Consider the following 25,589-nt stretch of genomic DNA (forward strand, 5'->3'; position numbering starts at 1 on the left):
GGATATTGCCATCAATCCGCTCGATAGTTATATGCAAGGTGCTGAAAAGGCGCAATAAAAAACCGGCCGCAGAGCGGCCGGAAGTAATTCAAACAGTAGACATTGGTATCACAGGGTATAACTGACTTCCAATTACTTAGAAGTTGTACTGCAGGGCAACCGCGACTACGTCATCGGTGTTCTTGCCCAGAGAGTTGGTGGACTTGCCATCTACGGAGTCCAGCAGGTTCAGCTTGTAATCAACGTAGGCGTTGAAGTTCTCGGTGAAGTTGTACCAGGCACCGATAGATACGTACTCGGTGTAGGTATCATCGATACCGCGAGCAGAGTCTTTCACGTCAGTGCGCAGGTAGGCCAGAGAAGGCTTGAACTTGCCGATGGTGTACTGGGCAACGGCTTCGTAGCCATCCATCTTCTCGGCGTAGCCGTTGTTGACGAACAGGTGGTCTTCACCGTGGGAGTAGGTTGCAGCCAGGTAGAGGTCGCCAGTTGCATATTTGGCGCCGAAGCCCATCAGCTTGGCATCCTTGTCACCACCGAAGGCGGCGTAGCGAGCTTGCTCGTCAGTCTTGCCAGCCTGGTTATAGGCAGCACCCAGGCTCAGGCCCATATCGAAATCGTAGTTGGCAGATACTGCGAAGCCTTCTTTGGAACCTTTCTTGTTCCAAGTAGTTTGGCCATTTACATCTTTGAAGTTGGAACGATCTGCATTCTGCGGATCATTATTACCAGTGAACTGGGCACCCAGAGTCAGACCCTGGTAGTTATAGATGTACTGGGCCAGACCGTTGGTACGGCCGGTGCCGAATACTTCGGTATCTTTGCCCAGGCCGTCACCGCCCCACTCAGGCAGAACGTCGGTATAGTTGTTGACGGCCTTGGTGAACAGGCCATCCTGACGACCATAGCTGAAGGCGCCGAAACGGTCGTGCTTGATGCCGGCATAGGCATAACGCAGCTCGTCGTTGTCAGAACCGGAAGTCGGCAGGTTGTACTCGGCAAAGCCGAACGCCTTCATCTCGGGAGCAATCTTGGTCTCGCCAGCAACGTGCAGACGGAAGTAGCTCTGGTCACCTTCGGAACCGTTGTCGTCAGTACCGTAGTAAGCACCTTGTGCACGGCCGCCGATATCCAGTTTGGTATCGTTCTGGTTGTAAACGGTAGCGGCATGGGCGCCGCTCGCCAGCAGCAGGCTGGAGATGGCAATAGTCAGTGCAGACTTCTTCATATGCGTTATTCCTCTGATGTAAACACTTCCGAACTTGTTGTCGGTTCTGTGAAATCGGAAATGGTCCGATAGCCACACGGTAGGCGTCCCAACCTTGACTGGGCCTGAATCCATCGTTGTTTAATTGAGGTGACGAGGTCGTTATCAAGACTGGGTGTGACGGTTTTTGACAAGATAAAAAGAGATTAAATTCAATGAATTATTTTCTAGTGACTTTTTTGACATCAAGGCTGTTCTGAGCAACAAGGTCAATGGCTCAAGTTGTGAGCTATATCACACAGGGGAGAATTGGGCGGGGAGGGAAAAACGGGGCGGGAGCCTTGCAAGGCTCCCGCCAGTGATCAGATGGGCTTTTGCCACAGGGTCAGCAGCAGATCCTGTTCCAGTTCATTCGGGCCCTGTTGAGCGAAAGCGTGACGCTGCTCACCGGTTGCCCGCCAGCCAAGACGGCTGGTCTCCAGAATAAAGCTGCGCATGGCCTGATCCATGGTGAGGCTGAACTGGCAGCGCTGTTGAGCCACCGGATTGAGACCGCCGAGGGTTGGCCAGCTGAGGGGGTGTTCCATGCTCACCGGATTGAGGCTGACCCGCAGTTGCCACTGATGGCGCGGGCCCGGCTGCAGGTAGAGCAGATAGCCACCGGGGGCCAGCCAGCTGACCAGCTGTTCGGTCTTGACCTTGAGATCGTTGACCAGCAACACCTGAGCAGAGCCCGGTTGCAACGGCGCGCGAGCGGGATCTGCAATGACAAACTGGCCGTCCGGCTGCGCTTTTTTGGCGGCAAAGATGGTGTTCTTGGCGATATCAACCCCAGCAAACTGCCAGCCGGGCAGGCGCTCTGCCAGCGCGCGGCAGTAGTAGCCTTCACCACACCCAAGATGGATCAGCTCTTGTGGTGCCAGCGGAGCGAGCAGTGCGGCCATGGCCTCGACCAGCGGCAGTTGGTGCCCGGCTTCCAGGAAATGGTGCTTGGCGCGCATCAGGGCACGGCTGTCGCTGTCTTTGGGGTTTTTCTTGCCGGGGATGAGATCCAGATAACCTTCCGGGGCCGGATCGAAGTGATGCTTGTTGTCGCAATAGAGGCCCTGGGAGGCTTCATGAAGATGGAGCGGACTGCGGCAACGGGGACATTGAAGATGCATAGTAACTCTCTGGGCGAATGCCGGAACAGTGAAGGGCGTTCGGGATTATAGGGGAGAGGATCAAAAAAGGCTGCCGTAGCAGCCTTTTTTATCCCAAGGCCTCAGTCAGGCCTGCGGACGGGTCATCAGCGAGTGCCAAATACCACAATGGTCTTGCCGTGAGCAGAGATGAGCTCCTGCTCTTCCAGCATCTTCAGGATGCGGCCCACGGTTTCACGAGAGCAGCCGACGATCTGGCCGATTTCCTGACGTGTGATCTTGATCTGCATGCCATCCGGGTGGGTCATGGCATCCGGCTGTTTGGCCAGGTTGAGCAGGGTCTGGGCGATCCGGCCGGTCACATCCAAGAAGGCGAGGTTACCCACTTTCTGGCTGGTGTGTTGCAGGCGCTTGGCCATCTGGCCAGAGAGACGCATCAGAATGTCCGGGTTGACCTGGATCAGCTGGCGGAACTTCTTGTAGGAGATCTCTGCCACTTCGCAAGAGCCTTTGGCGCGAACCCAGGCGGAGCGCTCGGGATTCTCGTTCTCCTCAAACATCCCCATCTCGCCCAGGAAATCGCCCTGGTTCAGATAGGAGAGGATCATCTCTTTGCCCTCATCGTCCTTGATCAAGACGGCCACAGTGCCCTTGACGATGTAGTAGAGGGTCTCCGCTTTTTCACCCGCATGGATCAGGGTGCTCTTGGCGGGATACTTATGAATGTGGCAGTGCGACAAGAACCATTCCAGGGTGGGATCGCTTTGCGGTTTGCCAATGACCATGAGAATTCCTCTGTAGTGTCTTTTTATGGACTTGTGCGTCCGGGCAAGCTGCCAATCTTGCCATTCCTTGTATTGGTCGCAGTAGGATAAGAGCCTTTGCCTGTGCTGACAAGGCTTTGCGGGCTTTTGACAGAGCCCTTTGAGTAATGCCTGCTGCGCCGCTTCGGCCATTCTAGGGAAGATAGAGGTCGGAGATGTTGATTTTGATCTATTTCCATCCCAACTCCCCCTGTTCGGCAGAGATAAGCGACTGGGTTATGCTAGGGATCCATCATCATGATTAACAGGAGAGAGTGCGAGATGAAAGCCAAGGTCAGCTGGGTGGAAGGGATGAAGTTTGTGGGTGAGAGTGAATCCGGTCACAAGGTGATCCTGGATGGTGCCAACCCCGGTGAGGGGGCCAGCCCGATGGAGATGATCCTGCTGGCGGTCGGTGGCTGCAGCTCCATTGATGTGGTTTCCATCCTCGAAAAAGCGCGCCAGTCGGTGACCGCATGCCACGTCGATGTCAGTGGCGAACGGGTTGATAGCGTGCCCCGGGTTTTCGAGAAGATTAATCTGCACTTCGTGGTGACGGGCAAGGGATTGGCAGAGAAGCAGGTGGCCAGAGCGGTCGATCTGTCGATGGAAAAATACTGTTCTGTTTCCCTGATGTTGGAAAAAGCGGTACAAATTACCCATAGTTATCAAATTGTTGAAGCTTGATAACGATAGTTTCGTTGGTACCCTGGCATAAGGCCGTTACGTAAGGCCACTGCACAAGGCCATGACATAAAGCCATTACATAAGGAAAGTGCAATGAAAAAATTGATCGCTCTGCTTCCCCTTTTGGGTCTGGCGGCGTGCAGCAGCCCGCAACCTACCCAGTATCAATACAGCCAATACCAGTGTGGCGAAGAGATGCTGGCCGTTACCTATGATGCCCAGGCCGACATGGTGCAGTTCCCCTATGCCGGGGTTTACCACAAGCTGGCGCGTGTGGAGTCAGAGTCTGGCGCCAAATATTCTGACGGCCTGACCACCTTCTGGAATCAAGAGAAACAAGCTCTCCTCACCCAGAAAGGGGTCACACTGCTGACCTGTACGCTCAAATAAGTGACCACAGATAGCTGAAGGTGTGCGGCTTTATGCCCGAGTCTGGCCTAGGCCGGATTGGGTCAAGAGGTTGAGACCACAAAAAAAACGGCTTGCCGGGAGGCAAGCCGTTTTTCTATCCATCCATTATCACTAAACAAGCGTTAGTTGGTGGGGACGCGATTGAGCATCTCGGCCGCGAGCTGTTGGCTAAGCGCCTGACGTTGGCTGTCTGCAATGCTCACATCGCTGGTCAGCTGGATGATGCTGCTCCAGACCGCTTTCTGGGTTTTGCGATCGAGCAGCACGATGGCCAGCGACCCTTTGCGCTGGTTGGCCGAGGCATATACCCCGGGCGTCATGCCAAGACGGGCGAAAATCTCGCCGTCACTCATATCCTTGCCGCCCGCGACGCCGATAGCGACCCACAGATCCGCTTCGTCAAGCGGTGCACTCTGCCATCCCTTGCCATTGAGCTCCCGGCTTACCGCCTGCTGCATCGGCTCCAGCCACCCTTCCGCCAACTCACCGGCAAATTGATACTGTTCGGCCAGGGCGTAGCGCGGGGTTGCACCATAGGTCCAGTTGCCCATCGGGCGAACCAGCATGGTGCCGGACTCCAGCGTGGGGGCCGCCGGCCCGCTGCTGCAACCGCCAAGCAGGGCGAGCAGTGCCACAGAGAGATAAGCAAGCCGCATCGTGAACTCCTTTGAATCAGGTTATTTTGCCGGTTTCGATCAATTGCTGGATGAGCGGGCGCAGGATCAGCTCCATCGCAAAGCCCATCTTGCCACCCGGCACCACTATGGTGTTCATCCGCGACATAAATGAGCCGTCGATCATCGACAGCAGGTAGGGGAAATCCACCTGCTTGATACCGCGAAACCGGATCACCAGCATACTCTCGTCCAGACTCGGGATCACCTTGGCGCTGAAGGGGTTGGAGGTATCCACCGTCGGCACCCGTTGGAAGTTGATATGGGTGCGCGAGAACTGCGGGGTGATGAAGTTGATGTAGTCATCCATGGAGCGAACGATGGAGTCGGTCACCGCCTCGCGGGAATGCCCTCGCTCCGAGGTATCGCGGATCAGCTTCTGAATCCACTCCAGGTTGACGATGGGTACCACGCCTATCAGAAAATCCACATGGCGTGCCACATTGTGATCCTCGGTAACCACTCCGCCGTGCAGCCCTTCATAAAACAGCAGGTCGGTATTGCTGGGCAGATGCTGCCAGGGGGTGAAGGTGCCAGGCATCTGGTTGAAGGGCACCGCCTCGTCAAAGCTGTGCAGGTAGCGGCGATACTGGCCATTGCCATCCTGCCCATAGCCCTGGAAAAAGCTCTCCAGCAGCCCGAAGTCATTGGCCTCAGGGCCAAAATAGCTGATATGACGCCCCTGTTCGCGCGCCTTGCGGATCGCTACATCCATTTCCGGTCGGGTGTAGCGGTGAAAACTATCACCTTCCACCACAGCCGCGGTATATCCCAGTTGATGGAACATGGAGCGAAAGGCGTTGGTGGAGGTGGAGGTGCCGGCACCGGACGAACCGGTAACAGCAATAATGGGGTGCTTGGCCGACATGGGATTCTCTCTTCCTTGGGAATTCCGTTATAAGGTCCGGATTGCGGTTGGGTCAAGACTGCTCGATGAAGCGGTCTTTCATCACGATATTCACCGATTCGTGCAGCTCGCTATAGACGATGACAGCTTTGCCTTGCTGTAATTGTTCTCTCACTGCATCGACTTTGACGCCAAGCGGGACATCCTGCTCTCCATATTCGGTTCCTTCCTGCAACACAAAGTGTTCGATCAGGTTGGTCAGGGTGTCGCCGTCCAGTTCTTGCCAGGGAATGATCATTTAAAGGTCTCACAGCAAAAGAGGTGATCGTCAGGCTATTGTTGTGTTGAATCCCGCGAATGCAATCACTTTTTACCTTTTCACCGGAGTCTGAGAGATGTTGTCTGAAGCGCAGCGCAGCGCGCCGTTAACCCTGACTGAGCATCTGGACAGCGCACGTCGAGAGGCGATTGCCCGAGGCATGGTGTGGTTCTGGTTGTTGAACTGGCTGGTGGTGTTGTTTCTTTCGATACGCTATGAGGTTTACAGCCAGGTCGGGCTCGCCAGTGATGACAGCTTGCCCTGGCGCTTTCAGAGTGAGCTGGCGCTGGTCATGGTGGTGCTATTGCTGCTACCCGTTGTCAGCCTCTTTTGTGACCATCTGCAGGATCGCCTCTGGTTACGGATGGCTGCGCTGGTGATGGTGCTATGGGGCGGACTCTGGACGCTGCACATCTACACGATTGGTCAGGTGGAGCTGCGGGGAGGGGTCAGCTATGCCAACGGGATCATGCGGCTCAACCTGCTGGCCGCGCTCATCGCGTTTTATCCCGATCGCAAGATTTTTTATGGCTATCTCTTGGGCCCGATGACGGTGGGTGTGGGGTTGGAGCTCTTTTTGCGCGTCGATTTTCCCCAGATCTACCTGCTTGGGGTGTTGTTTGGCGTGATTGCGCTGGAGGTCGGCCGCCGCATGCTGCACCGCTGGTTTGAGTTGGCGATCATGCGGGAGCATGAAAATCTGACGCTGCTGCGCAAACTTGATCAGCTCGCCAAGCAAGATCCTCTGACCGGTGTCGCCAACCGGCGGCATTTCAATATCGAGCTGGATCGCGCGTTGGCCCATAGCCAGGAGAGCGGCGCTCCGCTATCGCTCATCCTGATCGATGTGGACTATTTCAAGCGCTTCAACGACCACTACGGCCATCAGGTAGGGGATATGTGTCTCAAAGAGGTGGCACAAGCGCTCAACCGTGCGGTTCGCACGCCATCTGATCTGGTGGCCCGCTATGGCGGAGAGGAGTTTGTGCTGCTGCTGCCCAATACCGACCGTCAGGCGGCGGCCAGCGTGGCGCAGCGGCTGCAAGATGGCCTGGCCAGCCTGCAGCTGGAGCATCTGGCGTCCGATGTTGCCCCCTGTGTGACGGTGAGTCAGGGGATTGCCAGCAATGTCTCCGGCGAAGGGGCGAGCCAGTTGCTGGAGCGGGCCGATCAGGCGCTCTATCGGGCCAAGGAGTCGGGACGCAATCAGTTCTGTGTTGAGGAGTGACTCTGTTCGGCAATCCAGCGACTGATCCGTTCATCCAGCCAGAACTTTGGCCGCCAGGGCGTGCCGTGCAGAAAGCCGACATGGCCGCCGCGCTGGCTCAACTCATAGCGCACCGTGGGCGAGAGTTGCTCCGGCCGGGGAATGACCGCGTGTGACATAAAGGGATCGTCGGCGGCGTGCAGGATAAGGGTAGGGATGGGGATTTGAGCCAGCAGCGGTAGTCCCGAGCAGCTCTGGTAGTAGTGGCTGGCACTGTGAAAGCCGTGCAGCGGCGCGGTAACCAGCTCGTCAAAATCGCGCAGGGTGGCAATCTGTTCCACTTGTCGAGGTTGCCAGCGTTCACTCGCTTTCTGCTGCTGGCGGATCTTGCTGAGCAAATTGCGGCGCATGGTGCGCAGCAGATAGTTCTGATAGACCTTCGAGAAGCCCTGATTGACCCGCTCGGCGCAGCTCGCCAGTTGCAGCGGGGCCGAGACCACCACCGCCGCTTTCAATGCCGCAGGACAGCCCCGCGCCAGCAGATTGATCAGCATATTACCACCCAGTGAAAAGCCGATGGCGATCAGCGGTTTGCCCGGGAAGCGCTGGCTCAGCTCGGCAATCAGCTCCTGCGCATCACCGATGGCGCCGGAGTGATAGGCCTGAAGATGGCGATTGGGCTCGCCGCTGCAACCGCGAAAGTGCATCAGCACAGCCTCTCTGCCCTCTTGCTGCAGATGGGCGAACAATCCCTTGGCATAGTGGGAGTGAATGCTCCCCTCCAGCCCGTGAAACACCACTATCAGCGGCCGTTCATCAAGGCTGACTTCCCCGCTCCAGGCGAGGTCGACAAAGTCCCCATCCTGCAGTTCAAACCGCTCCGCCACAAATCGGGCAGGGGTGCGGCGCAGCCATTTGGGCAATATGGTCTGCAGATGAGGATTGCGGGCCCACCAGGGGGCGTGGAAGTGGCTCTCGGTCAGCATGGGGTCAGTCGGTCTGGGTCGAAGATAAGGAGGACGGGAGGCGTGTTCCTCCCGCCAGTCATTGGCTTATTTCAGCAGGCGATCGTGATGTTCGGCGCCGCGCAGCATGGCCTGGATCAGCTCATTGGCCTCGAACTTGGTCAGCGCCTCATGAGCACCCACCTGATGGGCCCGCTCCACGCTGATCTCGCTGGAGAGCGAAGTGTGCAAGATGATGTAGGCCCCCGCCAGTTTGCTGTCGCTCTGTACCTCGAAGGCCAGCTCGTAGCCATCAAGCCCCGGCATCTCGATATCGCTCACCAGAATGTCGATTGGGGTCTTCTGGCTCGCCCGCGTCTGCATCAGGGTCAGTGCATCCTTGCCATTGGTGCAGACTTCATAGGGGATATTGATGTAGTCGAGGGCGGCCATCAACTGACGGCGGGCGACCGAAGAGTCATCAACCAGCAGGATCCGCATCGGCTTGATCCGTTCCCGCTGCACATCGGTCAGTACCGGATAGAGGTGGCTCGGATCATCCGGATAGACCCGGGAGAGGATCAGCTCCACATCCAGCAGCTGGATCAGCTGGTCATTGACCCGGGTCACGCCGGTTACGAACACATTGTGGCCGAGGGAGGCGGGGGGCGATTCGATATCGCGCCAGTTGCACTCGGTGATCTTGTCGATGCCCCGTACCAGAAAGCCCACCAGGGTACGGCGGCAATCGGTAATGATGATGAAGCAGTGGGGCATCTCCTCCTTGCTGATGGGGCGATAGCCCACCGCCATCGCCATGTCGATTACCGGAATGGTGGAGCCGCGCATATTGGCAGCCCCCAACACGGTCGGGTGCGAGTGAGGCATTGCCGTCAGCTGGGTGTAGGGCACTATCTCCTTCACCTTGAGGGTACCGATGGCAAAGGATTGTTTGGCTGAAAGGTGAAACAGCAACATGCCCTGGGATTGATTGGCTTTGCTCGTCATGGCAGATGTCCTGTTGGTCGAAACGTTGGCAGTCACTTCAGGCCTCTAGCATAAAGGATTACGGGGGGAATGGCCCTTCCTTGTTAACGACCATCTGGCAAAAAACTGGACTCATTCAGCCAATTTCGTTGGCACACTCACACCGGCGTCCGGTTATTGATCACCATCCTCGCCAACGCCCCACTGTTGGCAGGCAGCTTGCAATGCGGCCTCATCGGAATAACCCAGCTTGCTGGCCACCTGTGCGGGCTTGCTGCCGCCCTTGAGCAATCTGAGTGCCTGCAGCAGTTGCCACTGTTGTTGCAATTCACTCCCTTCTACCGGCGCATCGGCTTGTTGTGCCCACTGTTGCTGAGACTCCGGTTGGCCATTGGCCAGCGCTTGCCAGCAGGCTTGCAGCTCACCGTGACCCTGCTGGCTGATGGCGCACTGTTGCAGCTCATCCAGGATCACCTGCAGTCGCTGACCGTAGGCTCCTTGCCACTCTTTCGGACGTTGCCACCGGGCCAGCGAGTCGAGCAGGGCATCGAGCAGCGGCGTGGCCTGCAGCCAGCCAGCCTGCTGCGGCTGAGCCACGCGCAAAGAGACACTCAGCTGATCGTACTCGCAACCGCTGAGGGGGCTGAAGGCCGCGAGGGCATCGGCGCAGAGCCAGAAGCTGCTGCCTGCCGGCAGCAACAGCTCATGTTGGCCCAGTCTCAGCAGCGCGGCGCCCCGGGTGATCCGCAACAGCTGCCCGACCGGAGTTCGTTTGCGGTTGCCGGCGTGCAGGCCCTGGCAGGAAAAATGGTGATACTCGATGGCGTGATGCATGTAAAAACCCTGATATGATGCTGCCTGGAGGTAACAAATATGGAAACCAGACGTAAAAAGCGCTTCATTGCCGGTGCGGTTTGCCCGGCGTGCGGCAAATTGGACAACATGATGCTGTATCTGGAGCATGGAGTCGAGAAGGTGACCTGCGTCGCCTGTGGCGATACCCAGGTACAAACGCCTGCCGAGGTCGACAAGCAGACTCGCGAGGCGGAAGAGGTGATCGGGGTGTTTCGCCCCTGATAAGGCAACGGCGGGTGGAATGCGGGTCTCCTCGCTGACGCTGTTGCCGTTTTTTTCGTCACTCCGTGGCGCCGCACGGCATATGCGCGGCCCGCTTTTTAGGGTATTCTGAGCCCGTTTTTTTCTATCCGCAGGATCCTGACATGAAAGTAGCTCCTCTGAGCGTGGTTACGCTGGAATACACAGTCACCGACGAGCACGGTGAAGTCATCGACAGCACTGTCGGCAAAGAGCCGCTGGTCTATCTGCACGGCACCCGTTACCTGGTCTCTGGCCTGGAAGCCGAGCTGGAAGGTCGCGCGGTAGGTGAAGCCTTCGAAGTGACTCTGGCACCGAGCCAGGCCTACGGCGAATATGACGAGACACTGGTACAAGAAGTACCGGGCGAGCTGTTCGACGGCATGGAAGTCTCCGAAGGGGATACTTTTGTGGCTGAAACCGACGATGGCCACCGTCCGGTGACCGTGGTTGAAGTGTCCGAAGAGTTCGTCAAAGTGGATGGCAACCATCCGCTGGCTGGCGTAACCCTGGGCTTCAAGGTCGAGATCAAGGACGTGCGTGCCGCCACTGCCGAAGAGCTGGCCCACGGCCACGTTCACGGTGCCGGTGGTTGCGGTCACGATCACGGTCATGACCACGATCACGGCGGCTGCTGTGGCGGTCATGGTCACGACCATGATGAGGATCACGGCCAGGGCGGTTGCTGCGGCGGTGCTGGCCACGGTCACGATCATGGCCACGACCACGGTGATGACCATGGTCACGGCGGCTGCTGCGGTGGCGGCGGTTGTGGTGGCAAGGGCCATCACCACTGATCACGGCCATGCCGATGATAAAAAATCTGCCGTAGGAGTCATACCGAGCAATTAATATTCATTAATTGCTCCTCCTTGGATGATGAAATCCGAAGCCGGTTGTTCTGGCTTCGGATTTTTTATGTCTGTCAAATAGGCCCGCGGCTTTTCCCAAGCTAACAGGGCTGCTTATTTTTGGTTAATGCTCAAAATTATTCCCTCTCGGTTCCGCGATGGGGCTTTTGTGCGGAGCGCAAACGTCATCTGCAAACGAGTCATCAAATCGGTGTAATCATCAGCGCAATATGACCAAGTTACTTCATGTCCCAACAGCTATAACGAGCCAGCGTCAGTCTCTATTTGGTCTCGTTGTGCCCCATAAAAAAATAGCCAGTCAGGCTTAACTGACTGGCTATTGCCTAGTGACTAACTGATAGGCGCGAAGCCTTAGAGCTGCTCGATACCGACGATATGCCAGGGGGCATTGTTTTTGGCCAGATCGCGCTCGAGGTGCCACACCTCTTTGATGTCTTCTTCGACCTGCTCCTGACGGTCCATGTAGCGGCCGCTGAAGCGCACGCTCACCTGGGCCCAGTCGCTGCCGTAGTCAGCGCGTACCAGCTGGGTATCCACATACATCACTTCGGTATGCTGGTCGCCAGTCAGTTCGGCGCGCTCGGCTTTGAGCTGCTCAAAGAGCTCGGGGCTGACGTACTCGCGCACTTTTTCCAGATCGTTCTTGTTCCACGCCTCTTGCAGGGTGCGATAGTGATCGCGGGCACCGGCCAGGAAGCTGTTCATGTCAAAGCCCGGCGGAAGGCGGAACGGCACGTCGCTGTCGGCAAAGCCGGTGGCTTGCGGTGCGCTGTTGCTCTGCTCAAACTGCTGCGGGGCCGCGGATTGCGGTGGCTGATAGCCCGCATAGGCCGCCTGTTGTGGCTGTGGCGTCGCGACCTTGCCCTTGCGCAGGGTACGGATCAGGAAGACGGCACCCAGCGCCAGCAGGGCGATCAGCAGGAAGTCCATTCCTTGCAGACCTTCAAAGGCACCGCTGCCCAGCAGGTAGGCAAACAGGCCGCCAGCCAGCAGGCCGCCCAGCAGGCCACCCATCATGCCGCTCTTTTTCGGCGGAGTCTGGGCATTCAGTGTCGGATTCTTGTTGTCGACCGGTTTGGCCGCAGGCTGGGCCGGCGCAGTTTTGTAACTTTTACCAAAGGATTTGCCGCCGCCAAATTTCTTGGCTTCGGCGTGAGGTGCCCCCAGGCCAATGGCCAGGATCACGGCAAACAGGGTCAGCATCTTTTTCATTTTGACTCTTTTCACTCTCGTCTGTGGGTGGGGCATGCTCCGCTTTGGCAAGCTCAGCAAGGCGCATGGCAGGCTGCCTGTCCCTAATTGTGTCGCAGCTTGTATTCATCAATATCACCTCTGGCATGAATTATTCATGAACGAGGTAGCCGCGATGCGGCGTCAAACAAGAGGAGTAAACCGGATGAAAAGCAGAAGATTGAGTCGCAAGGAGCGCAAAATGCGAAGCAAAATCAAAATGGTCAAGGTAGAGCAGACTCTGGTTTGGCCCTTTATGATGGTATGAGCCGCCAGATAGGGCTCGCCGTAGTTGGCTTTCTTTTGTAAAATTCCCGTCCCCTTCCCGCTGCGGTTTTTATGTGTATGGCAGAGCAAGTGACGGCGAAAAAAGACGCCAAGACACAACAGCTGAAAGTTCCTCCCCACTCTTTTGAGGCCGAACAGTCCGTACTGGGCGGCCTGATGCTGGATAACGATGCCTGGGATCGGGTTGCCGAACGGGTTATCGATCAGGATTTCTACAGCCGTCCGCACCGGTTGATCTTCCAGGCTATGACCCGCCTCTCCAACGCGGGCAACCCCATCGACCTCATCACCTTGCAGGAGGAGCTGGAGCGCTCCGAACAGCTGGAAGAGGCGGGCGGCTTCGCCTATCTGGTGGAGATCGCCAAGAACACCCCGAGTGCTGCCAACATCAACGCCTACGCCGAAATCGTGCGTGAGCGGGCGGTCGTACGGGAGATGATCTCGGTCGCCAACGAGATAGTCGAAGCAGGCTACGAGCCACAGGGCCGTACCTCCGGCGATCTGCTCGATCTGGCCGAGAGCAAGGTATTCAAGATTGCCGAGCAGCGCACCAGCGCCAACGAGGGGCCCCAGCCCCTGAAGCTCATCCTCGAGCAGACCGTCGACAAGATTGAAGAGCTGTTCAAGACCCCGCACAACGGGGTGACCGGGGTATCGAGCGGTTACAACGATCTGGACAAGATGACCGCCGGTTTGCAGCGCTCGGATTTGATCATCGTGGCGGCCCGTCCCTCCATGGGCAAGACCACCTTTGCCATGAACCTCTGCGAGCATGCGGCCCTCACCGCCGACAAGCCGGTGCTTATCTTCTCGCTGGAGATGCCCTCCGAGCAGATCATCATGCGTATGCTCGCCTCGGTCGGTCGCATCGATCAGACCAAGGTGCGTACCGGTCAGCTCGACGACGAGGATTGGGCGCGCCTCTCCTCCACCATGGGATTGCTGCTGGAGAAGGGCAAGATGTATATCGATGACGCCTCCGGCCTCACTCCGACCGATGTGCGCTCCCGTGCCCGTCGGGTGGCACGCGAGCACGGTGGCCTATCCATGATCATGGTGGACTACCTGCAGCTGATGCGGGTGCCGGCGCTCTCTGACAACCGTACCTTGGAGATCGGCGAGATATCCCGCTCCCTCAAGGCCTTGGCGAAAGAGCTGCAGTGCCCGGTGGTGGCGCTCTCCCAGCTGAACCGAAGCCTGGAACAGCGGGCCGACAAGCGCCCGGTCAACTCGGATCTTCGTGAATCGGGCTCCATTGAGCAGGATGCGGATTTGATCATGTTTATCTATCGTGATGAGGTTTATCACGATGACAGCCCGGACAAGGGGATTGCCGAGATTATCATCGGCAAGCAGCGTAACGGCCCTATCGGAAGAGTGCGTCTCACCTTCCAGGGTCAGTTCTCCCGGTTCGACAACTACGCCGGTCCGGCGTTTGATGACGATTATTGATGTAAACCCAAGGTGATGGCGGTTTCGTCATTACCACGACTGCCCTGATCGATAGCCAGTCATTGACTGCTGCTCAGGGCCTGTTTTCCCGGTTCGACAATTATGCCGGTCCGGCCTTCGACGACGATAAGTGAGTGGCGGTCTTCGGCCCGATGAGGGGGAGACCATTTGTGCCCTCGTAAGGGAAAACCATGAAAGCGGCTACTGCCCAAATCAATACTGCGGCCTTGCGCCATAACCTCGCCGTGGTCAAGCGCCACGCTCCCGCTTGCAAGATCATCGCTGTGGTCAAGGCCAACGCCTATGGCCACGGACTGCTGCCGGTCGCCCGCACCCTGGTGGATGCGGATGCCTACGCGGTGGCCCGTATCGAAGAGGCGCTGATGCTGCGCTCCTGCGCCGTGGTCAAACCCATCGTGCTGCTGGAGGGCTTCTTCTCCGCCGACGATCTGCCGGTGCTGGCGGCCAACAATCTGCAGACGGCGGTTCACACCTGGGAGCAGCTCGAAGCGCTTGAGCAGGCCGAGCTGCCAGCCCCTGTGGTGGCCTGGCTCAAGCTCGACACCGGCATGCACCGGCTCGGGGTGCGGGCCGACGAGATGCCCGCCTTTATCGAGCGCCTCGGCAAGTGCAAGAACGTGGTGCAGCCGTTCAACATCATGACCCACTTCAGCCGCTCCGATGAGCTGGAGCAGCCCACTACCCGCGAGCAGATCGATTTGTTCAGCAAGTTGACCGCACCGCTGGCAGGCGAGCGGGCCATGGCCAACTCGGCGGGCATTCTGGCCTGGCCAGACTCCCACTGCGACTGGGTTCGCCCCGGTGTCATCCTCTATGGCGTCTCGCCCTTCCCCAACACGGTGGCGGCCGATTACGACCTGCAGCCGGTGATGACCTTGAAGACCCAGCTGATTGCGGTGCGGGATCACAAGGCGGGCGAGCCGGTGGGCTACGGCGCCAACTGGGTGGCGGATCGCGATACCCGCCTTGGCGTGATTGCCATCGGCTACGGTGACGGTTATCCGCGCATGGCGCCTAATGGCACTTCCGTGCTGATCAACGGCCGCATCGTGCCGCTGGTGGGGCGTGTCTCCATGGATATGAGCACCGTCGATCTGGGCCCGGGCGCGACCGACAAGCCCGGCGACGAGGCGGTGCTGTGGGGCGAGGGGCTACCGGTGGAGCGGGTGGCCGACGAGATTGGCACCATCCCCTACGAACTCATCACCAAACTCACCTCCCGCGTCTTTATGGAGTACGTCTGATGTGGCAGCAGTGCCTGCTGACGTTGAAGCCCCGTTCGCGGGGCTTTCATCTGGTGACCGACGAGCTGGTGGCCAAGCTGCCGATGCTGGCAGATTACCGGATTGGCATGGCCCACCTGCTGCTGCAACACACCTCTGCCTCGCTCACCCTCAACGAGAATTGCGACCCCAGCGTGCGCAGCGATATGGAGGCTCATCTGCACCGGCTGGCGCCGGAGGATGCCCCCTACTATCGCCACACCTATGAGGGGCCGGATGACATGCCCGCCCACATCAAATCCTCCCTGCTCGGGGTGAGCCTGCTGCTGCCAGTTCGCGATGGTCAGTTGGCGCTCGGCACCTGGCAGGGGATCTGGCTTACACCCGAATAATTGGTTTGACACTCTACACCTGACATACAAAACTTTTGACATCACAGGGATGTTTATAGGTGTAGAACCGTGGCGATACGAGAGAAATTCAATTATCAACCCATGAAGCTAGATCTGAGTGGGGTGAATGAATTTGGGTTACCGTGGGTCGTTGATGAAGAACAACGTGTTATCCATAAATGCCCGCAGATTTTTCGCCAGGATGGAGAGCCATGGTTAGAGGCAAATGCCTACGCTATCCAACGGCTGGAGACTGGGCGCAATATTGAGACGGTTAACGCATTCATGAATCACTTGCGTGACTATGCTGAGTTTCTCGAATGTGAAGGTCTGGATTGGCGCTATTTCCCACAAAAGAGAAAGCTACGATGCCTAGTCCGCTACCGTGGCAATCTCATTGAGAGACGTGACAAAGGTCGCCTTTCACCTAGTACCGCCTCTGCTCGTATTAGTGCTGTACTGGCGTTCTATCGATGGGCAAGGGCTGAAAGGCTGCTAGAGCAACAACCTTTGTGGGAAGATCAACACAAGGTTATTCGAAGTCATTCTTTGGTCGGTTTGCCACGAACTCTCACTGTGACCTCCAGCGATCTCACGATCTCAAACCGTAAACGACCAGGTTCTGTTGTTGAAGATGGGATAATGCCCTTAAATCAGACCTCTCGCCGCACATTACTTGCGTTTCTTGAGGCAAAGGGTATGACCGAGCTTTATTTGATGTTCTCGCTCGGCTTTTTCACGGGGGCTCGAATTGAGACCATTCGCTCACTGCGCCTTTCTACACTCGAATCGGCACATGGCGATCCATCAATTTCCCATTTGCAACGTATACCTATTGGCCCACCGACGCTGGTTAAGACGAAGTTTGGCGTCAGTGGTGAACTGCTTGTCCCTTTACCCCTTCTGCATCTGCTACAGAATTACGCAACGAGTACTAGGCGTATTTTACGTCAGGCAAAAGCGTCTCAAGAGAACAAAACGTTGCTGTTTTTGACGACTCGAGGGAAGAAATACGAGGAGGCATCGTTTACACGCCTTATGTCCGAACTCAGGAAAAAACTTGTGAAAGAGGGTCTGGGTGAGTTTGAGCGGTTAAAGTTCCACCAGAGCCGAGCCTCCTTCGGGACGGAGCTCATGCGTTTATGTATGTCAACAGTGAGTCACACTGATGATGCGATCGCTTTTGTCAGAGATGCTATGTTCCATAAGAGTGAAACTACTACATGGAAGTACATCCGGTTTGTGCAAAATGAACCAATCAAAGAAAAGTTGTCAGACGAGTTTTTTGACTTCTTTTCTGGCCGTGCTGCCCATTCCACTATGCTGATTGACGAAGTGATCAATGAATAATCTCCCTGATTTGAGAGTGCGGCATGACAACGTAGGGAGCAAAGCTCGTTTCGATCTACGACGCTTTCTGTATATCCGTCCGTATGCCAGTAACGGTAAGGCGCTGGATCCTCGGTGGTTTTTCCGCCGCATAGAACAGAGTGGTACGCATCCAGAAAAGCTGCACCGGTTGGCGTTGGTACTTGAAATCAAAGAGTTCTTTGAGATGAGGTTGGTTTCTGGCTGGTCATTGGCAACGGTGGAAGGTGATTTGGCGGGCTTGCAGCTGTTTTTTGACTTCTGCGACCATAATGGATGTGATGTAACGCTCGATAACCTTGTTGAGGCATATTTAGAATACTGTGAGTATCTGTTCTTGCGGTGTAACGCAACACCACCCGAACTGAAAAAAACGACAGCATTCAAGTATTCATCCACCCTTTCTACCATTTTTGGTGAGATCCTTGGCATTCCGGCAAGTATAGCTTTGGTTAAGCGCACCCGATTGGTGTGTCCACCATCTTCCAAAAAGGCGGTAGGTAGAGTAGCTGATAAGCAAAACCTCGAAGATACGTGCAATATGGGGCGCTTTCTGATAGCGCTTGCGAAAGGGATCTCGGTAAATTCGGTACTGGGGCCACTTCCTTTAAGGATCCCGTTTCAGAACCCATTGGGTGAGTATATCGAGGTCGTTATCAATCTCAACAAAACGCGAGTGGTTCATGATGCTGCGTTGTACGATCCCCGCGAGAACCTAACGGCTTCACAACGGCGTTCCGTCGAGCAAATTAAGAAATCGCGCGCACCTGTTGAGCACATATCAGGCACAAAGCGTAGTTACCTCGTCACACTCAGGGTGACAGCTGAGTTTCTCATCTTCATCGCGCAAACAGGTATGAACGTTACAACAGCCCAAGCGTTAACTCGTTCAGAATTTCGTTACAAACCGGCAGGCGACCAATGGCAAGTTAGGGCATTTAAGCGGAGGCGGGGGGGCGAAGTGATGTTTAGTATATATAAGTCTTACAAGCCACACCTTCAAGAATACCTCAGGTTCATCGATCACTTTTTCCCTAGCTCTGACCTACTATTTCCTTCTTGTGATAGGGGGGGGAACCCTTCATCTGATAGCAGAGTTTTATACCTGTCTCTGCGTAAGTTGCTCTTGAAAAATGGCATCCCTTGGATTCCGCCGATTATGCTAAGGCACACTCGCGCCAACTGGTTTTTACGGCGGTCGGGAGGGGATTTAACGTTAACGGCTGAAATGCTACAGCATGTTAAGGAGACTTTAAGGGATAAGTATGAGCTTCCCAGCCAGCAACGCGCAACTGCCGAAATTACGCGCTTTTGGCATCGCCACGATCAAATTGACACGGGATTCTTGAAGAGCTCGTTGATAGCAGGACATTGTTCTGGAGAGCCGACGTTAATCGAGAACAGGCCAGGAGGGGTTGTGGCACCAAATTGCATCAACCAGTCGGGATGTCTGTGGTGCAAAAGTTTGAGAGACATTGATTCTTTCGATTACATTTGGTCGCTAGCTTCGTTTAGGCACCTTAAAACACTGGAAGCAGCAGGCGTTATAAGGAATGAGACTTTCCCAGCTGATAAGGTGATTGATCGGCTGAACGCCAAGATAGCTTGGTTCGAGCAAGAGAGTGAAGAACGTGCTCAGTGGGTGAATGAGGCGCAGATACGGGTGGCAGAAGGTTACTATCACCCTGATTGGGCCAGTGTATTGGATTTTTTGGAGTCGTAGAGGGTGGATTTCATTCTACAATTCATGGAGCCAACGACGCTGGTGACGAAAGAGTCTGCGTCTTATCGTCCGCCTTCATTTCCTCCACCAGAAGATTGGCCGGTATCGATTGATAGACAAGGTAATCCGCTTTCATTTTATGGTGACGACTATTGGGATTTCTCGGCATTTGGGTATTATGGTTTCCATTTTGGCAAGCATGGTCTGTCGAGGCGTAATCTAGAGCTTATCAAGCAGGCTACGTTATTTGTCATGTACCACCCAGGTATTTTCCCAGGACGGATAAAGAGCTGTCGTAGTTATGTAGACATGCTGGTAAAAATTGGGTTAGTTTGTGATTGTCACGGTATTTCCATTAGTGATCTACACAAGTTTCCAGCTGTATTTCCTGCAGTTGTAGACTCACTTCAGTCGGCTAGAATATTGGATCGTATTTCGCAGCTTCACAAACTTCAGCTGTATGAACATGAGCTGGGATTCTGCATTGCCAGCAATGCCTTTTTGAAACTGCTTGCCAGAGACGTTCAAGGTCATGAAACGGTACAGCATCCTTATATTCCTCCTCGGCTTTGGAGTTATCAAGTAGAGCGTCTGAATGAGCTCCTTAGTGATTTTGAATCTCATCAAAATGCGATAGAGGATGCTTTCAGATGGATGCACCAAGCGTATGTGCATAATCTAAATGTGGTGCCCGCCAAGTACCAATCTCCTTTCTCAGAGCGGCACTTACACCAGAGCATTCGAGTGGTTTATGACGGTACTTTTGACGATTTTTTGGCTGAACGCAATTTGCTGGATGTATTCAGGAAATGGCTTACGCCAGAGAAAAAATCTGTCCATGACTTCAGCTACAGTACTCACGCCTTTTCAAAATATCTCTCATTCGTCCGTGATGCAGCTATTTTATTCATTCTGAATTTCAGTTTACAGCGCAAGCAGGAAGCTGCGTCACTCCGGAGTGATTGTTTCCATGTTGAGCATGACCCCTCTCTGGGCGACGTGTATTTCTTACTCGGAGAAACAACGAAAACTGATGAAGATTCTGATGCCCGATGGGTTGTGCCATATGCGGTAAAAAAAGCCGTTGATATCTGCGTATCGATAGCTAAGTTACGCTTATTAGCTTTACGTGAAGATGTCGAGCTATCGCATGAGGACAGAGCTAACCCATATTTACTGTTTCCCTCGACAGAGCTGTGGTCTTCTAATTCCAGTAAAGTGTCTTGCATGCTGGCACGTCATGGTGGGTTAGTGAGCAAGCAGACACTAGATTATGACAATGTGATGCGCCGGGGACTCAAGCTGTTTGATGAAAGCATACAGATTGTCACGGAAGATGATGCGCGTATTGCTCTGTCGTTGACACCAAACCTCCATGAACGTGAGTGGTTTGGTGTCGGTAAGCCTTGGCACTTTGCTATGCATCAACTGAGACGTACTCTAGCGGTTAATATGTTCGCCTCACAATCGGTTTCGGTGAGTACTATTCAACATCAGATGAAACACTTGTCGCGGAACATGACGCTGTATTATGGCAGGCATTACTCTCGGTTGCGTCTGAACTCTGTGGCACAGGCGGCAATCGTGCTGGAGGCATACAGCAGTGTTTATGAGCGTTTGGTGGATGTGATTGAGAACGACACCGATAACGTCAGGCCACACGGCAGGATGATGGGAGTCGAGATGGTCATTAATCTTGTTGATGCAGGTGAAGAGAAGAAGTTAATGAAGCTAATTCGGGATGGCCAGGTTGGAGCGCGTAGAACTCTCTTGGGTTTTTGTATGAAACCTGGAGCGTGTGAATACGGTGGTATCGAGTCTGTTTCGAAGTGTGCCGGGGGTGGGGGTGGGGGAATCTGTGGTGATGCGATTTTCTTGCGCAAGAATAAAGAGCAGCTATTGAAGCTACGTAAATCGCATCAGGAAGCTCTGGAGCGACTGGGGAATGACAGTATGAGAGTTGGGGCACTTAAGCAAGAAATTCATGCCATAGAGGTGTATCTGGATGTCATCGAGCGGGAAGGAAGTAAAGCGGGCTGTTGAGCTTTTTGAGGCCGCGTTTGATCGCCTGAGGCAAGGGCGCCCAGTAAACCTACCAACTGGCACACCGGTGAGTCTCTCTAATGTAGCTAGAGAGGCAGGCAAGAGCCCTTCTGCGCTGAGGATAGAGCGTTACCCCGTACTGCTCGAACGCATCAAGGGCTATATGGCATCAGCCAGAGAGAAAAAAACATCAAGCGAGTCCTCTTTAGGTAAGAGCCGCAACCGTACGTTAAAGCAACGGCTTGTAGACTGCCAAAGACAGCGAGATCATCTTCTGTCAATTTGCCATTCTCAACAGACATTGATTGAGGAGTTAAAAGACGAAGTAAGCCGCCTTTCAGTGGATAAGGAGGTTAAGTTCAGGAGGGAACTGTAGTTGGTTTGTAGGATTAGTGTTAGCTAGATTAACGTGCTACCTGTTATAGCGTGTATTAATTGAAATACCTGCTACAGCGTGTAAAGTTGGATGGTGTCAATAATTGGATGGTTCGAGTTATGAAAGTCACCAGCGCTAAGCAACTTAGTGCCTATGTCAAAGATGCTAGGCTTTTGCAAAAGCAGTCTCAGGGCAAGGTAGCCGACAAGGTAGGAATCAGGCAAGACACAGTTTCCAGTTTCGAGCTCTGCCCTGGGTCAACCAAGCTGGATACATTGTTCAAAATCCTCGCCTCACTGGAACTATGCCTCGATATCAAACCCCGTACGGATCCACCAGATAGTCCTTCGTCAGGCTGGAACAGAGAATGGTAATGGCCACTCTAACGGCCTATAGGAATGGATACAGCCCGGTTGTTATCCTATATCGCTGTCTATACCGTTATGGTTGCTGCGTTATCAAACCGAGTCAGCACTGCTCTTACTTCGATGGATTGGTCAGTGTTGTATAGGTGTTACAATTTTTGATTCACAGCGGCTCACTGCTAGAACCCAGTGTTGCAGTCTCAACTAATCGTGTGAAGTGACATCAATCCCAAAAGTTAACTTAATAACTGGTCAGCGCTCTTCGTTTATAGCAATATTTAGTTTACACGGACAGCTTTATGCTAAAGCGAATATGGAAAAGATATACTGCACATCAATAAATAGTAAGAAGGGAAAAACGCTAGGTTTTATATTTGTTTAAAGTTGATGTTTATTGATTTTCGCGAGTGGGATTTTATAAATTGAGGGGACAATGACAGTCAAAAGCGTATCTGACTTTATAGAGAAAATCCTCGGGAGAACTACGTCTGAGCGTACTCTAGTTTCGTATCGAGGTCATGGGAGCGTTGATTATCAACTTCGACCCTCAATATTTAGAGGGGCATCAATCAAGAAAAATGAACATATTCTACTTCGTGAATTGATCGCAGCGCATCCCGAAGATTTCACTGGCGATACAAGTGCTCTCGAAATATTAGTGCGAATGCAACACTACTCCCTCCCAACGAGGCTGCTTGATGTTTCATTGAACCCTCTGGTTGCTCTTTATTTTGCTTGTGAAAGTGTGAAAAAGCGAACCTCAACCATTAGAAATGGGCGGCGAGTAACCAAGACGGTTGAAATGGACGGTCATGTAATAGTTCTCAGTGTCTCCAAGCGCCGAGTAAAGTATTTCGACAGTGACACTGTCAGTTGTGTCACAAACCTAGCTCGACTTTCTGATGCATATAAATCTAGGCTAGACCCAAAGCTTGACCAAAAGGCATTTAATGAAACTACTCCGACAAAAAGATTGCTCCATTTTATTCGCCAAGAGAAGAATGGTTTCTTACCTGAGATAAACCCAAGAGATCTTAATACTATATTTTTAGTAAAGCCCAAGCAAAATAATAAGCGTATTATAGCTCAGGCGGGCGCATTTTTTGCCTTTGGTCTTGATGAAGAAATAATTGAGGGTAGTGACGCGGGTATAAAAATTGAACGTATCAATATCTCTGGAGATGCAAAAGAAAATATACGTTTAGAGTTGGACAAACTTGGTGTCAATGAGAAAACAATGTTCCCTGATATTGAAAGAGCCGCTCGATATCTTACGGGGAATCTACCTAAAGATTCAGCTTCAAGATTTATATGAGAAAAATGTTGAGTCCATACTATTATATGAATATATGTCGTTCTCAATAAAATAATGGTCCGAGTTCACTCTTATTTTATATTGAAGTACGGAACATAGACCGCCTTCACGCAAGGCGGTCTATTTTTTTACTTTTCATCAAGTAAGTAATTTTCTATCGTCATCCAATTTTATAACAATGTTATCTTTCATTGTTTCAGGGTACTTATTTTTACCTGTAGATAATATTACTTGATAGTCTAAATTGTTAGGGTTTTCAAGCATATCCAAGCAGGCGATCATCCTATTCAAATTTATGTTGTCAATACCAATATTTTCCGGAGTGTCAATTAATAACAACCGAGGAAAAGGAATTTCATCCAAAAGTGAAAGCTGAAGCAGAGTTACATAGTATAGAAATCTTTTGTGAACTGCTGCGCTAGCCTCTTTATAATCGCCATTATTGATTAGAGGCATGTAGTCATCACTATTAATTTCTGCGACTCTACAGTCAATTAATGATGCCTTCATAAAGCGATTGTAATATGTATTAAATCTCTCGACCTTTTCTATAAGCTCAGCTTCTGATGAGGCCTCCAATCTTTCGACATCATTCTTGGCATATTCCATTTCTTTTTTCGCAGAGTCTTTCACTCCTTGATAAGCTTGGAGGTTTTTTTCAAGTAACAGAGCTTGCTTCAGACTACTAATTTTCTCTTTTTTTATAAGTAGAAGATCTTCTAAATCATCGATCTCATCGAGATCTGTTATATATTCTATTTCACTTAGCGCAGTTGAAAGCTCATTCTTTGTTTTTATATTTTCTATATTTAATTTTTCAAAATCACTCTCAAGCTCTTTGAGTTCATTACGGGTTGTTTTTAGCGCTATTTCCATTGTTTCAAGTGATTTAACTTTGCTTTTGAGTAAAGTGTAATATTCACTAGGGTCATAGAAAAATCTTCTATAGTCATTTTCATCAATGTCATGACCGCAAACGCATTTGTCGCTTGGTCTATCAACATTCTTCAGGCAATATGGACATGTATCAGGTGTAAACATTTCCAATTGTCTATGGGTATGAATTATTTTTTGAAGCCGAAATGCATCTTCCTTCGTTTGCCGAATAACACGACTAAGAGAGTCAATATCCTTAAGCTTAAGATCAATTTTTTTCTGTAAGTCAATAATGTTTAACTCAGTTCTGCCATATGCTTCCTTTAATTTCCGTGTGTGAGCAATTCCCGCATTTTCACTTATTTTAGATGTTAATTTCTTTGTCCGATATGCGATTAAGTTTTCAACGGTTGACTCTAGCTCTTCAATTTCTTTAGCTAGATGGTAATCATTAATAACCTCTTTAAAACCAAGCTGTTTGTACATATCTGAAACAATATTTCTATATTCTGAAAGTATTGCATTTGCTTTATCGTGCTCAGACTGCTTACGTTTTAGAATCCCATAAGCCTCATATAACTTTACTAAAGTTTTCCCCATTAATACTTCAAAAATAGCTTTCCTAAGAAAAACCGAATCACTAACATAGTTCTGATTATCCGCAGGCTTATATATGCCGTTAACATCCGAGCCTTGGTTATGGTATATGAGGCGTAATAGGTCATTAAAACCTATCTTGAAATTTTTACCTGCATGGAAAATTTCAATGCTAGGAATGTTAAGTTTTTCTAGAATCCAGTCAGAAAAGATATAGTCTTCAGATTTGTTTCTATTGATGGCTAAACATAAAAAATCGACAAGTTCTTTTTCTTTGTTTAAAAAAGGAACGTCAGAGAGAATTGTTATAAGATTTTCACCAATTTTCCTTATTAATTTTAATTTGGTATTGTTTAAGAAAATCTCTAGTTCGACAAAATTTGATTTGTCATTTACTATTTCTTTATGTTTTTCTTTTTCTGTGCTATTAAAATGAGGTACTTTACCACCGAGACCATAATAAATGAGATCGAAAAAAGTGGATTTTCCACAACCATTAGGAGCCTCAATTATATTGATCTTAAAGCGATCTAGTTCGGGGGAGCTGAAATTGTAACTTTTTCCCTCATAGTGCATTTTATGTATTTTTAGCTGGCCCATAGATTCAATCCGTACTTAATGAAGACCTTTCCAATCAAACCATCAAGCCCAAGTGAGTTTATAGATTTGAAATAAGATTTTAATATGGCTGAGTTATTTAACTCTTTTTCAAATATATTGGTGTCAAAAAAAGAGGTTAACCACATTTTATCCATGACTTGAATGTTATAACAATCAACTTTATCTGTATCAATAACAGAAATCACGCCATTTTTCTCAAGACTTCTAACTATTTTATATACTTCTCTTTGGTGTAGGGATGCTTTCACATAAATATCAAATAAAAACTCTTTATCGAAAGGCTTTAAGTTTTCTTCATTGTGATTTTCTATTAATATTTTTACTGCGGTTGAACTGGATATAATTTGCATCAGGTATGTTAGCTTTCTATGATCTTTGAATATTAATTTTTTATTAGAAAATTCTTTGAGGCAAATGATAATCAAATAGGTTAAGAAATAGAAGTCTTCACCAGACACGAAACTTATTCTCTTTAGCTTATCATTGTTCTTGTTTATATTCATG

24 protein-coding genes are annotated in these 25,589 nt (G+C 52.0%); 12 read left to right on the plus strand and 12 right to left on the minus strand.

Annotated elements, in window-relative coordinates; all coding sequences use genetic code 11:
- Positions 1-136: 136 nt before the first annotated feature.
- The 3 genes from AB5Y99_RS19580 to crp form a co-directional block, all read right to left on the minus strand.
- Positions 137-1,228, minus strand: a complete 1,092-nt coding sequence (locus AB5Y99_RS19580) for a porin (RefSeq protein ID WP_368210617.1) — start codon at positions 1,226-1,228, stop codon at positions 137-139.
- Between the two features lie 341 nt (positions 1,229-1,569).
- Positions 1,570-2,370 (minus strand): putative RNA methyltransferase, encoded by an 801-nt coding sequence (locus AB5Y99_RS19585; RefSeq protein ID WP_368210618.1) that lies wholly within the window; start codon positions 2,368-2,370, stop codon positions 1,570-1,572.
- Positions 2,371-2,495: 125 nt separating this feature from the next.
- Positions 2,496-3,134, minus strand: a complete 639-nt coding sequence (gene crp, locus AB5Y99_RS19590) for a cAMP-activated global transcriptional regulator CRP (protein WP_005335304.1) — start codon at positions 3,132-3,134, stop codon at positions 2,496-2,498.
- 300 nt (positions 3,135-3,434) lie between these two features.
- On the opposite strand from crp, the gene AB5Y99_RS19595 reads away from it, so the two are divergent.
- On the plus strand, positions 3,435-3,839 hold the full coding sequence (locus AB5Y99_RS19595; RefSeq protein ID WP_005362569.1) for an OsmC family protein: 405 nt from the start codon (positions 3,435-3,437) through the stop codon (positions 3,837-3,839).
- Positions 3,840-3,932: 93 nt separating this feature from the next.
- On the plus strand, positions 3,933-4,229 hold the full coding sequence (locus AB5Y99_RS19600; protein WP_005348285.1) for an MliC family protein: 297 nt from the start codon (positions 3,933-3,935) through the stop codon (positions 4,227-4,229).
- A gap of 143 nt (positions 4,230-4,372) precedes the next feature.
- On the opposite strand, the gene AB5Y99_RS19605 is transcribed toward AB5Y99_RS19600, so the two are convergent.
- From AB5Y99_RS19605 to AB5Y99_RS19615, 3 genes are read right to left on the minus strand one after another with little or no spacing between them, the layout of a single operon-like run.
- Positions 4,373-4,906 carry a DUF4136 domain-containing protein gene (locus tag AB5Y99_RS19605; RefSeq protein ID WP_368210620.1) on the minus strand — a complete coding sequence of 178 codons (534 nt, stop codon included), beginning with the start codon at positions 4,904-4,906 and terminating at the stop codon, positions 4,373-4,375.
- A gap of 16 nt (positions 4,907-4,922) precedes the next feature.
- On the minus strand, positions 4,923-5,792 hold the full coding sequence (locus AB5Y99_RS19610) for a phosphoribulokinase (RefSeq protein WP_005335299.1): 870 nt from the start codon (positions 5,790-5,792) through the stop codon (positions 4,923-4,925).
- A 52-nt stretch (positions 5,793-5,844) separates the two neighbouring features.
- On the minus strand, positions 5,845-6,069 hold the full coding sequence (locus AB5Y99_RS19615; RefSeq protein ID WP_005335298.1) for a YheU family protein: 225 nt from the start codon (positions 6,067-6,069) through the stop codon (positions 5,845-5,847).
- A gap of 97 nt (positions 6,070-6,166) precedes the next feature.
- Here AB5Y99_RS19615 and AB5Y99_RS19620 point away from each other — a divergent pair, with 97 nt between their 5' ends.
- Entirely contained in the window at positions 6,167-7,318 is a 1,152-nt protein-coding gene (locus AB5Y99_RS19620) for a GGDEF domain-containing protein (RefSeq protein WP_368210621.1), read from the plus strand.
- Here AB5Y99_RS19620 and AB5Y99_RS19625 read toward each other — a convergent pair.
- The 3 genes from AB5Y99_RS19625 to AB5Y99_RS19635 form a co-directional block, all read right to left on the minus strand.
- Complete coding sequence (locus tag AB5Y99_RS19625) at positions 7,297-8,283, minus strand: hydrolase (RefSeq protein ID WP_368210623.1); 987 nt, start codon at positions 8,281-8,283, stop codon at positions 7,297-7,299. The two genes, AB5Y99_RS19620 and AB5Y99_RS19625, sit on opposite strands and share 22 nt — an antisense overlap.
- Positions 8,284-8,349: 66 nt before the next feature.
- Entirely contained in the window at positions 8,350-9,249 is a 900-nt protein-coding gene (locus AB5Y99_RS19630) for a chemotaxis protein (protein ID WP_005335289.1), read from the minus strand.
- Positions 9,250-9,402: 153 nt separating this feature from the next.
- Positions 9,403-10,062 (minus strand): hypothetical protein, encoded by a 660-nt coding sequence (locus AB5Y99_RS19635; RefSeq protein ID WP_368210624.1) that lies wholly within the window; start codon positions 10,060-10,062, stop codon positions 9,403-9,405.
- 39 nt (positions 10,063-10,101) lie between these two features.
- Here AB5Y99_RS19635 and AB5Y99_RS19640 point away from each other — a divergent pair, with 39 nt between their 5' ends.
- Both AB5Y99_RS19640 and slyD read left to right on the plus strand, forming a co-directional pair.
- Complete coding sequence (locus AB5Y99_RS19640) at positions 10,102-10,305, plus strand: YheV family putative zinc ribbon protein (RefSeq protein WP_005335287.1); 204 nt, start codon at positions 10,102-10,104, stop codon at positions 10,303-10,305.
- Positions 10,306-10,448: 143 nt separating this feature from the next.
- Positions 10,449-11,120: a peptidylprolyl isomerase gene (slyD, locus tag AB5Y99_RS19645; RefSeq protein ID WP_005348264.1), complete on the plus strand. Its 672-nt coding sequence runs from the start codon at positions 10,449-10,451 to the stop codon at positions 11,118-11,120.
- A 426-nt stretch (positions 11,121-11,546) separates the two neighbouring features.
- Here slyD and AB5Y99_RS19650 read toward each other — a convergent pair whose 3' ends face one another.
- On the minus strand, positions 11,547-12,407 hold the full coding sequence (locus AB5Y99_RS19650) for a Tim44 domain-containing protein (protein ID WP_005335275.1): 861 nt from the start codon (positions 12,405-12,407) through the stop codon (positions 11,547-11,549).
- Between the two features lie 363 nt (positions 12,408-12,770).
- Here AB5Y99_RS19650 and dnaB point away from each other — a divergent pair, with 363 nt between their 5' ends.
- The 7 genes from dnaB to AB5Y99_RS19685 all read left to right on the plus strand — a co-directional run bounded on the left by dnaB (position 12,771) and on the right by AB5Y99_RS19685 (position 22,991).
- Positions 12,771-14,165 carry a replicative DNA helicase gene (gene dnaB, locus AB5Y99_RS19655; protein WP_026035132.1) on the plus strand — a complete coding sequence of 465 codons (1,395 nt, stop codon included), beginning with the start codon at positions 12,771-12,773 and terminating at the stop codon, positions 14,163-14,165.
- Between the two features lie 191 nt (positions 14,166-14,356).
- A complete protein-coding gene (alr, locus tag AB5Y99_RS19660; RefSeq protein WP_368210626.1) occupies positions 14,357-15,430 on the plus strand; it encodes an alanine racemase in 1,074 nt (357 codons plus the stop codon).
- On the plus strand, positions 15,430-15,801 hold the full coding sequence (locus AB5Y99_RS19665; protein ID WP_368210627.1) for a secondary thiamine-phosphate synthase enzyme YjbQ: 372 nt from the start codon (positions 15,430-15,432) through the stop codon (positions 15,799-15,801). Before alr ends, AB5Y99_RS19665 begins: the two co-directional genes overlap by 1 nt.
- A 102-nt stretch (positions 15,802-15,903) precedes the next feature.
- Positions 15,904-17,151 (plus strand): tyrosine-type recombinase/integrase, encoded by a 1,248-nt coding sequence (locus tag AB5Y99_RS19670; RefSeq protein ID WP_157162463.1) that lies wholly within the window; start codon positions 15,904-15,906, stop codon positions 17,149-17,151.
- Entirely contained in the window at positions 17,144-18,892 is a 1,749-nt protein-coding gene (locus tag AB5Y99_RS19675) for a hypothetical protein (RefSeq protein ID WP_157162464.1), read from the plus strand. Before AB5Y99_RS19670 ends, AB5Y99_RS19675 begins: the two co-directional genes overlap by 8 nt.
- Positions 18,893-18,895: 3 nt before the next feature.
- The gene (locus AB5Y99_RS19680; protein WP_368210631.1) at positions 18,896-20,935 is read left to right on the plus strand and encodes a hypothetical protein; all 2,040 of its coding nucleotides are present in this window, start codon (positions 18,896-18,898) and stop codon (positions 20,933-20,935) included.
- Positions 20,936-22,109: 1,174 nt separating this feature from the next.
- Positions 22,110-22,991, plus strand: a complete 882-nt coding sequence (locus AB5Y99_RS19685; RefSeq protein WP_157162466.1) for an FRG domain-containing protein — start codon at positions 22,110-22,112, stop codon at positions 22,989-22,991.
- A gap of 138 nt (positions 22,992-23,129) precedes the next feature.
- Here AB5Y99_RS19685 and AB5Y99_RS19690 read toward each other — a convergent pair whose 3' ends face one another.
- Complete coding sequence (locus AB5Y99_RS19690; protein WP_368210633.1) at positions 23,130-25,064, minus strand: hypothetical protein; 1,935 nt, start codon at positions 25,062-25,064, stop codon at positions 23,130-23,132.
- Positions 25,052-25,543 carry a hypothetical protein gene (locus AB5Y99_RS19695; protein ID WP_157162468.1) on the minus strand — a complete coding sequence of 164 codons (492 nt, stop codon included), beginning with the start codon at positions 25,541-25,543 and terminating at the stop codon, positions 25,052-25,054. Before AB5Y99_RS19695 ends, AB5Y99_RS19690 begins: the two co-directional genes overlap by 13 nt.
- Positions 25,544-25,589: the final 46 nt, after the last annotated feature.

Source organism: Aeromonas sp. R4-2 (genome assembly GCF_040908295.1).
GTDB lineage: Bacteria > Pseudomonadota > Gammaproteobacteria > Enterobacterales > Aeromonadaceae > Aeromonas > Aeromonas veronii.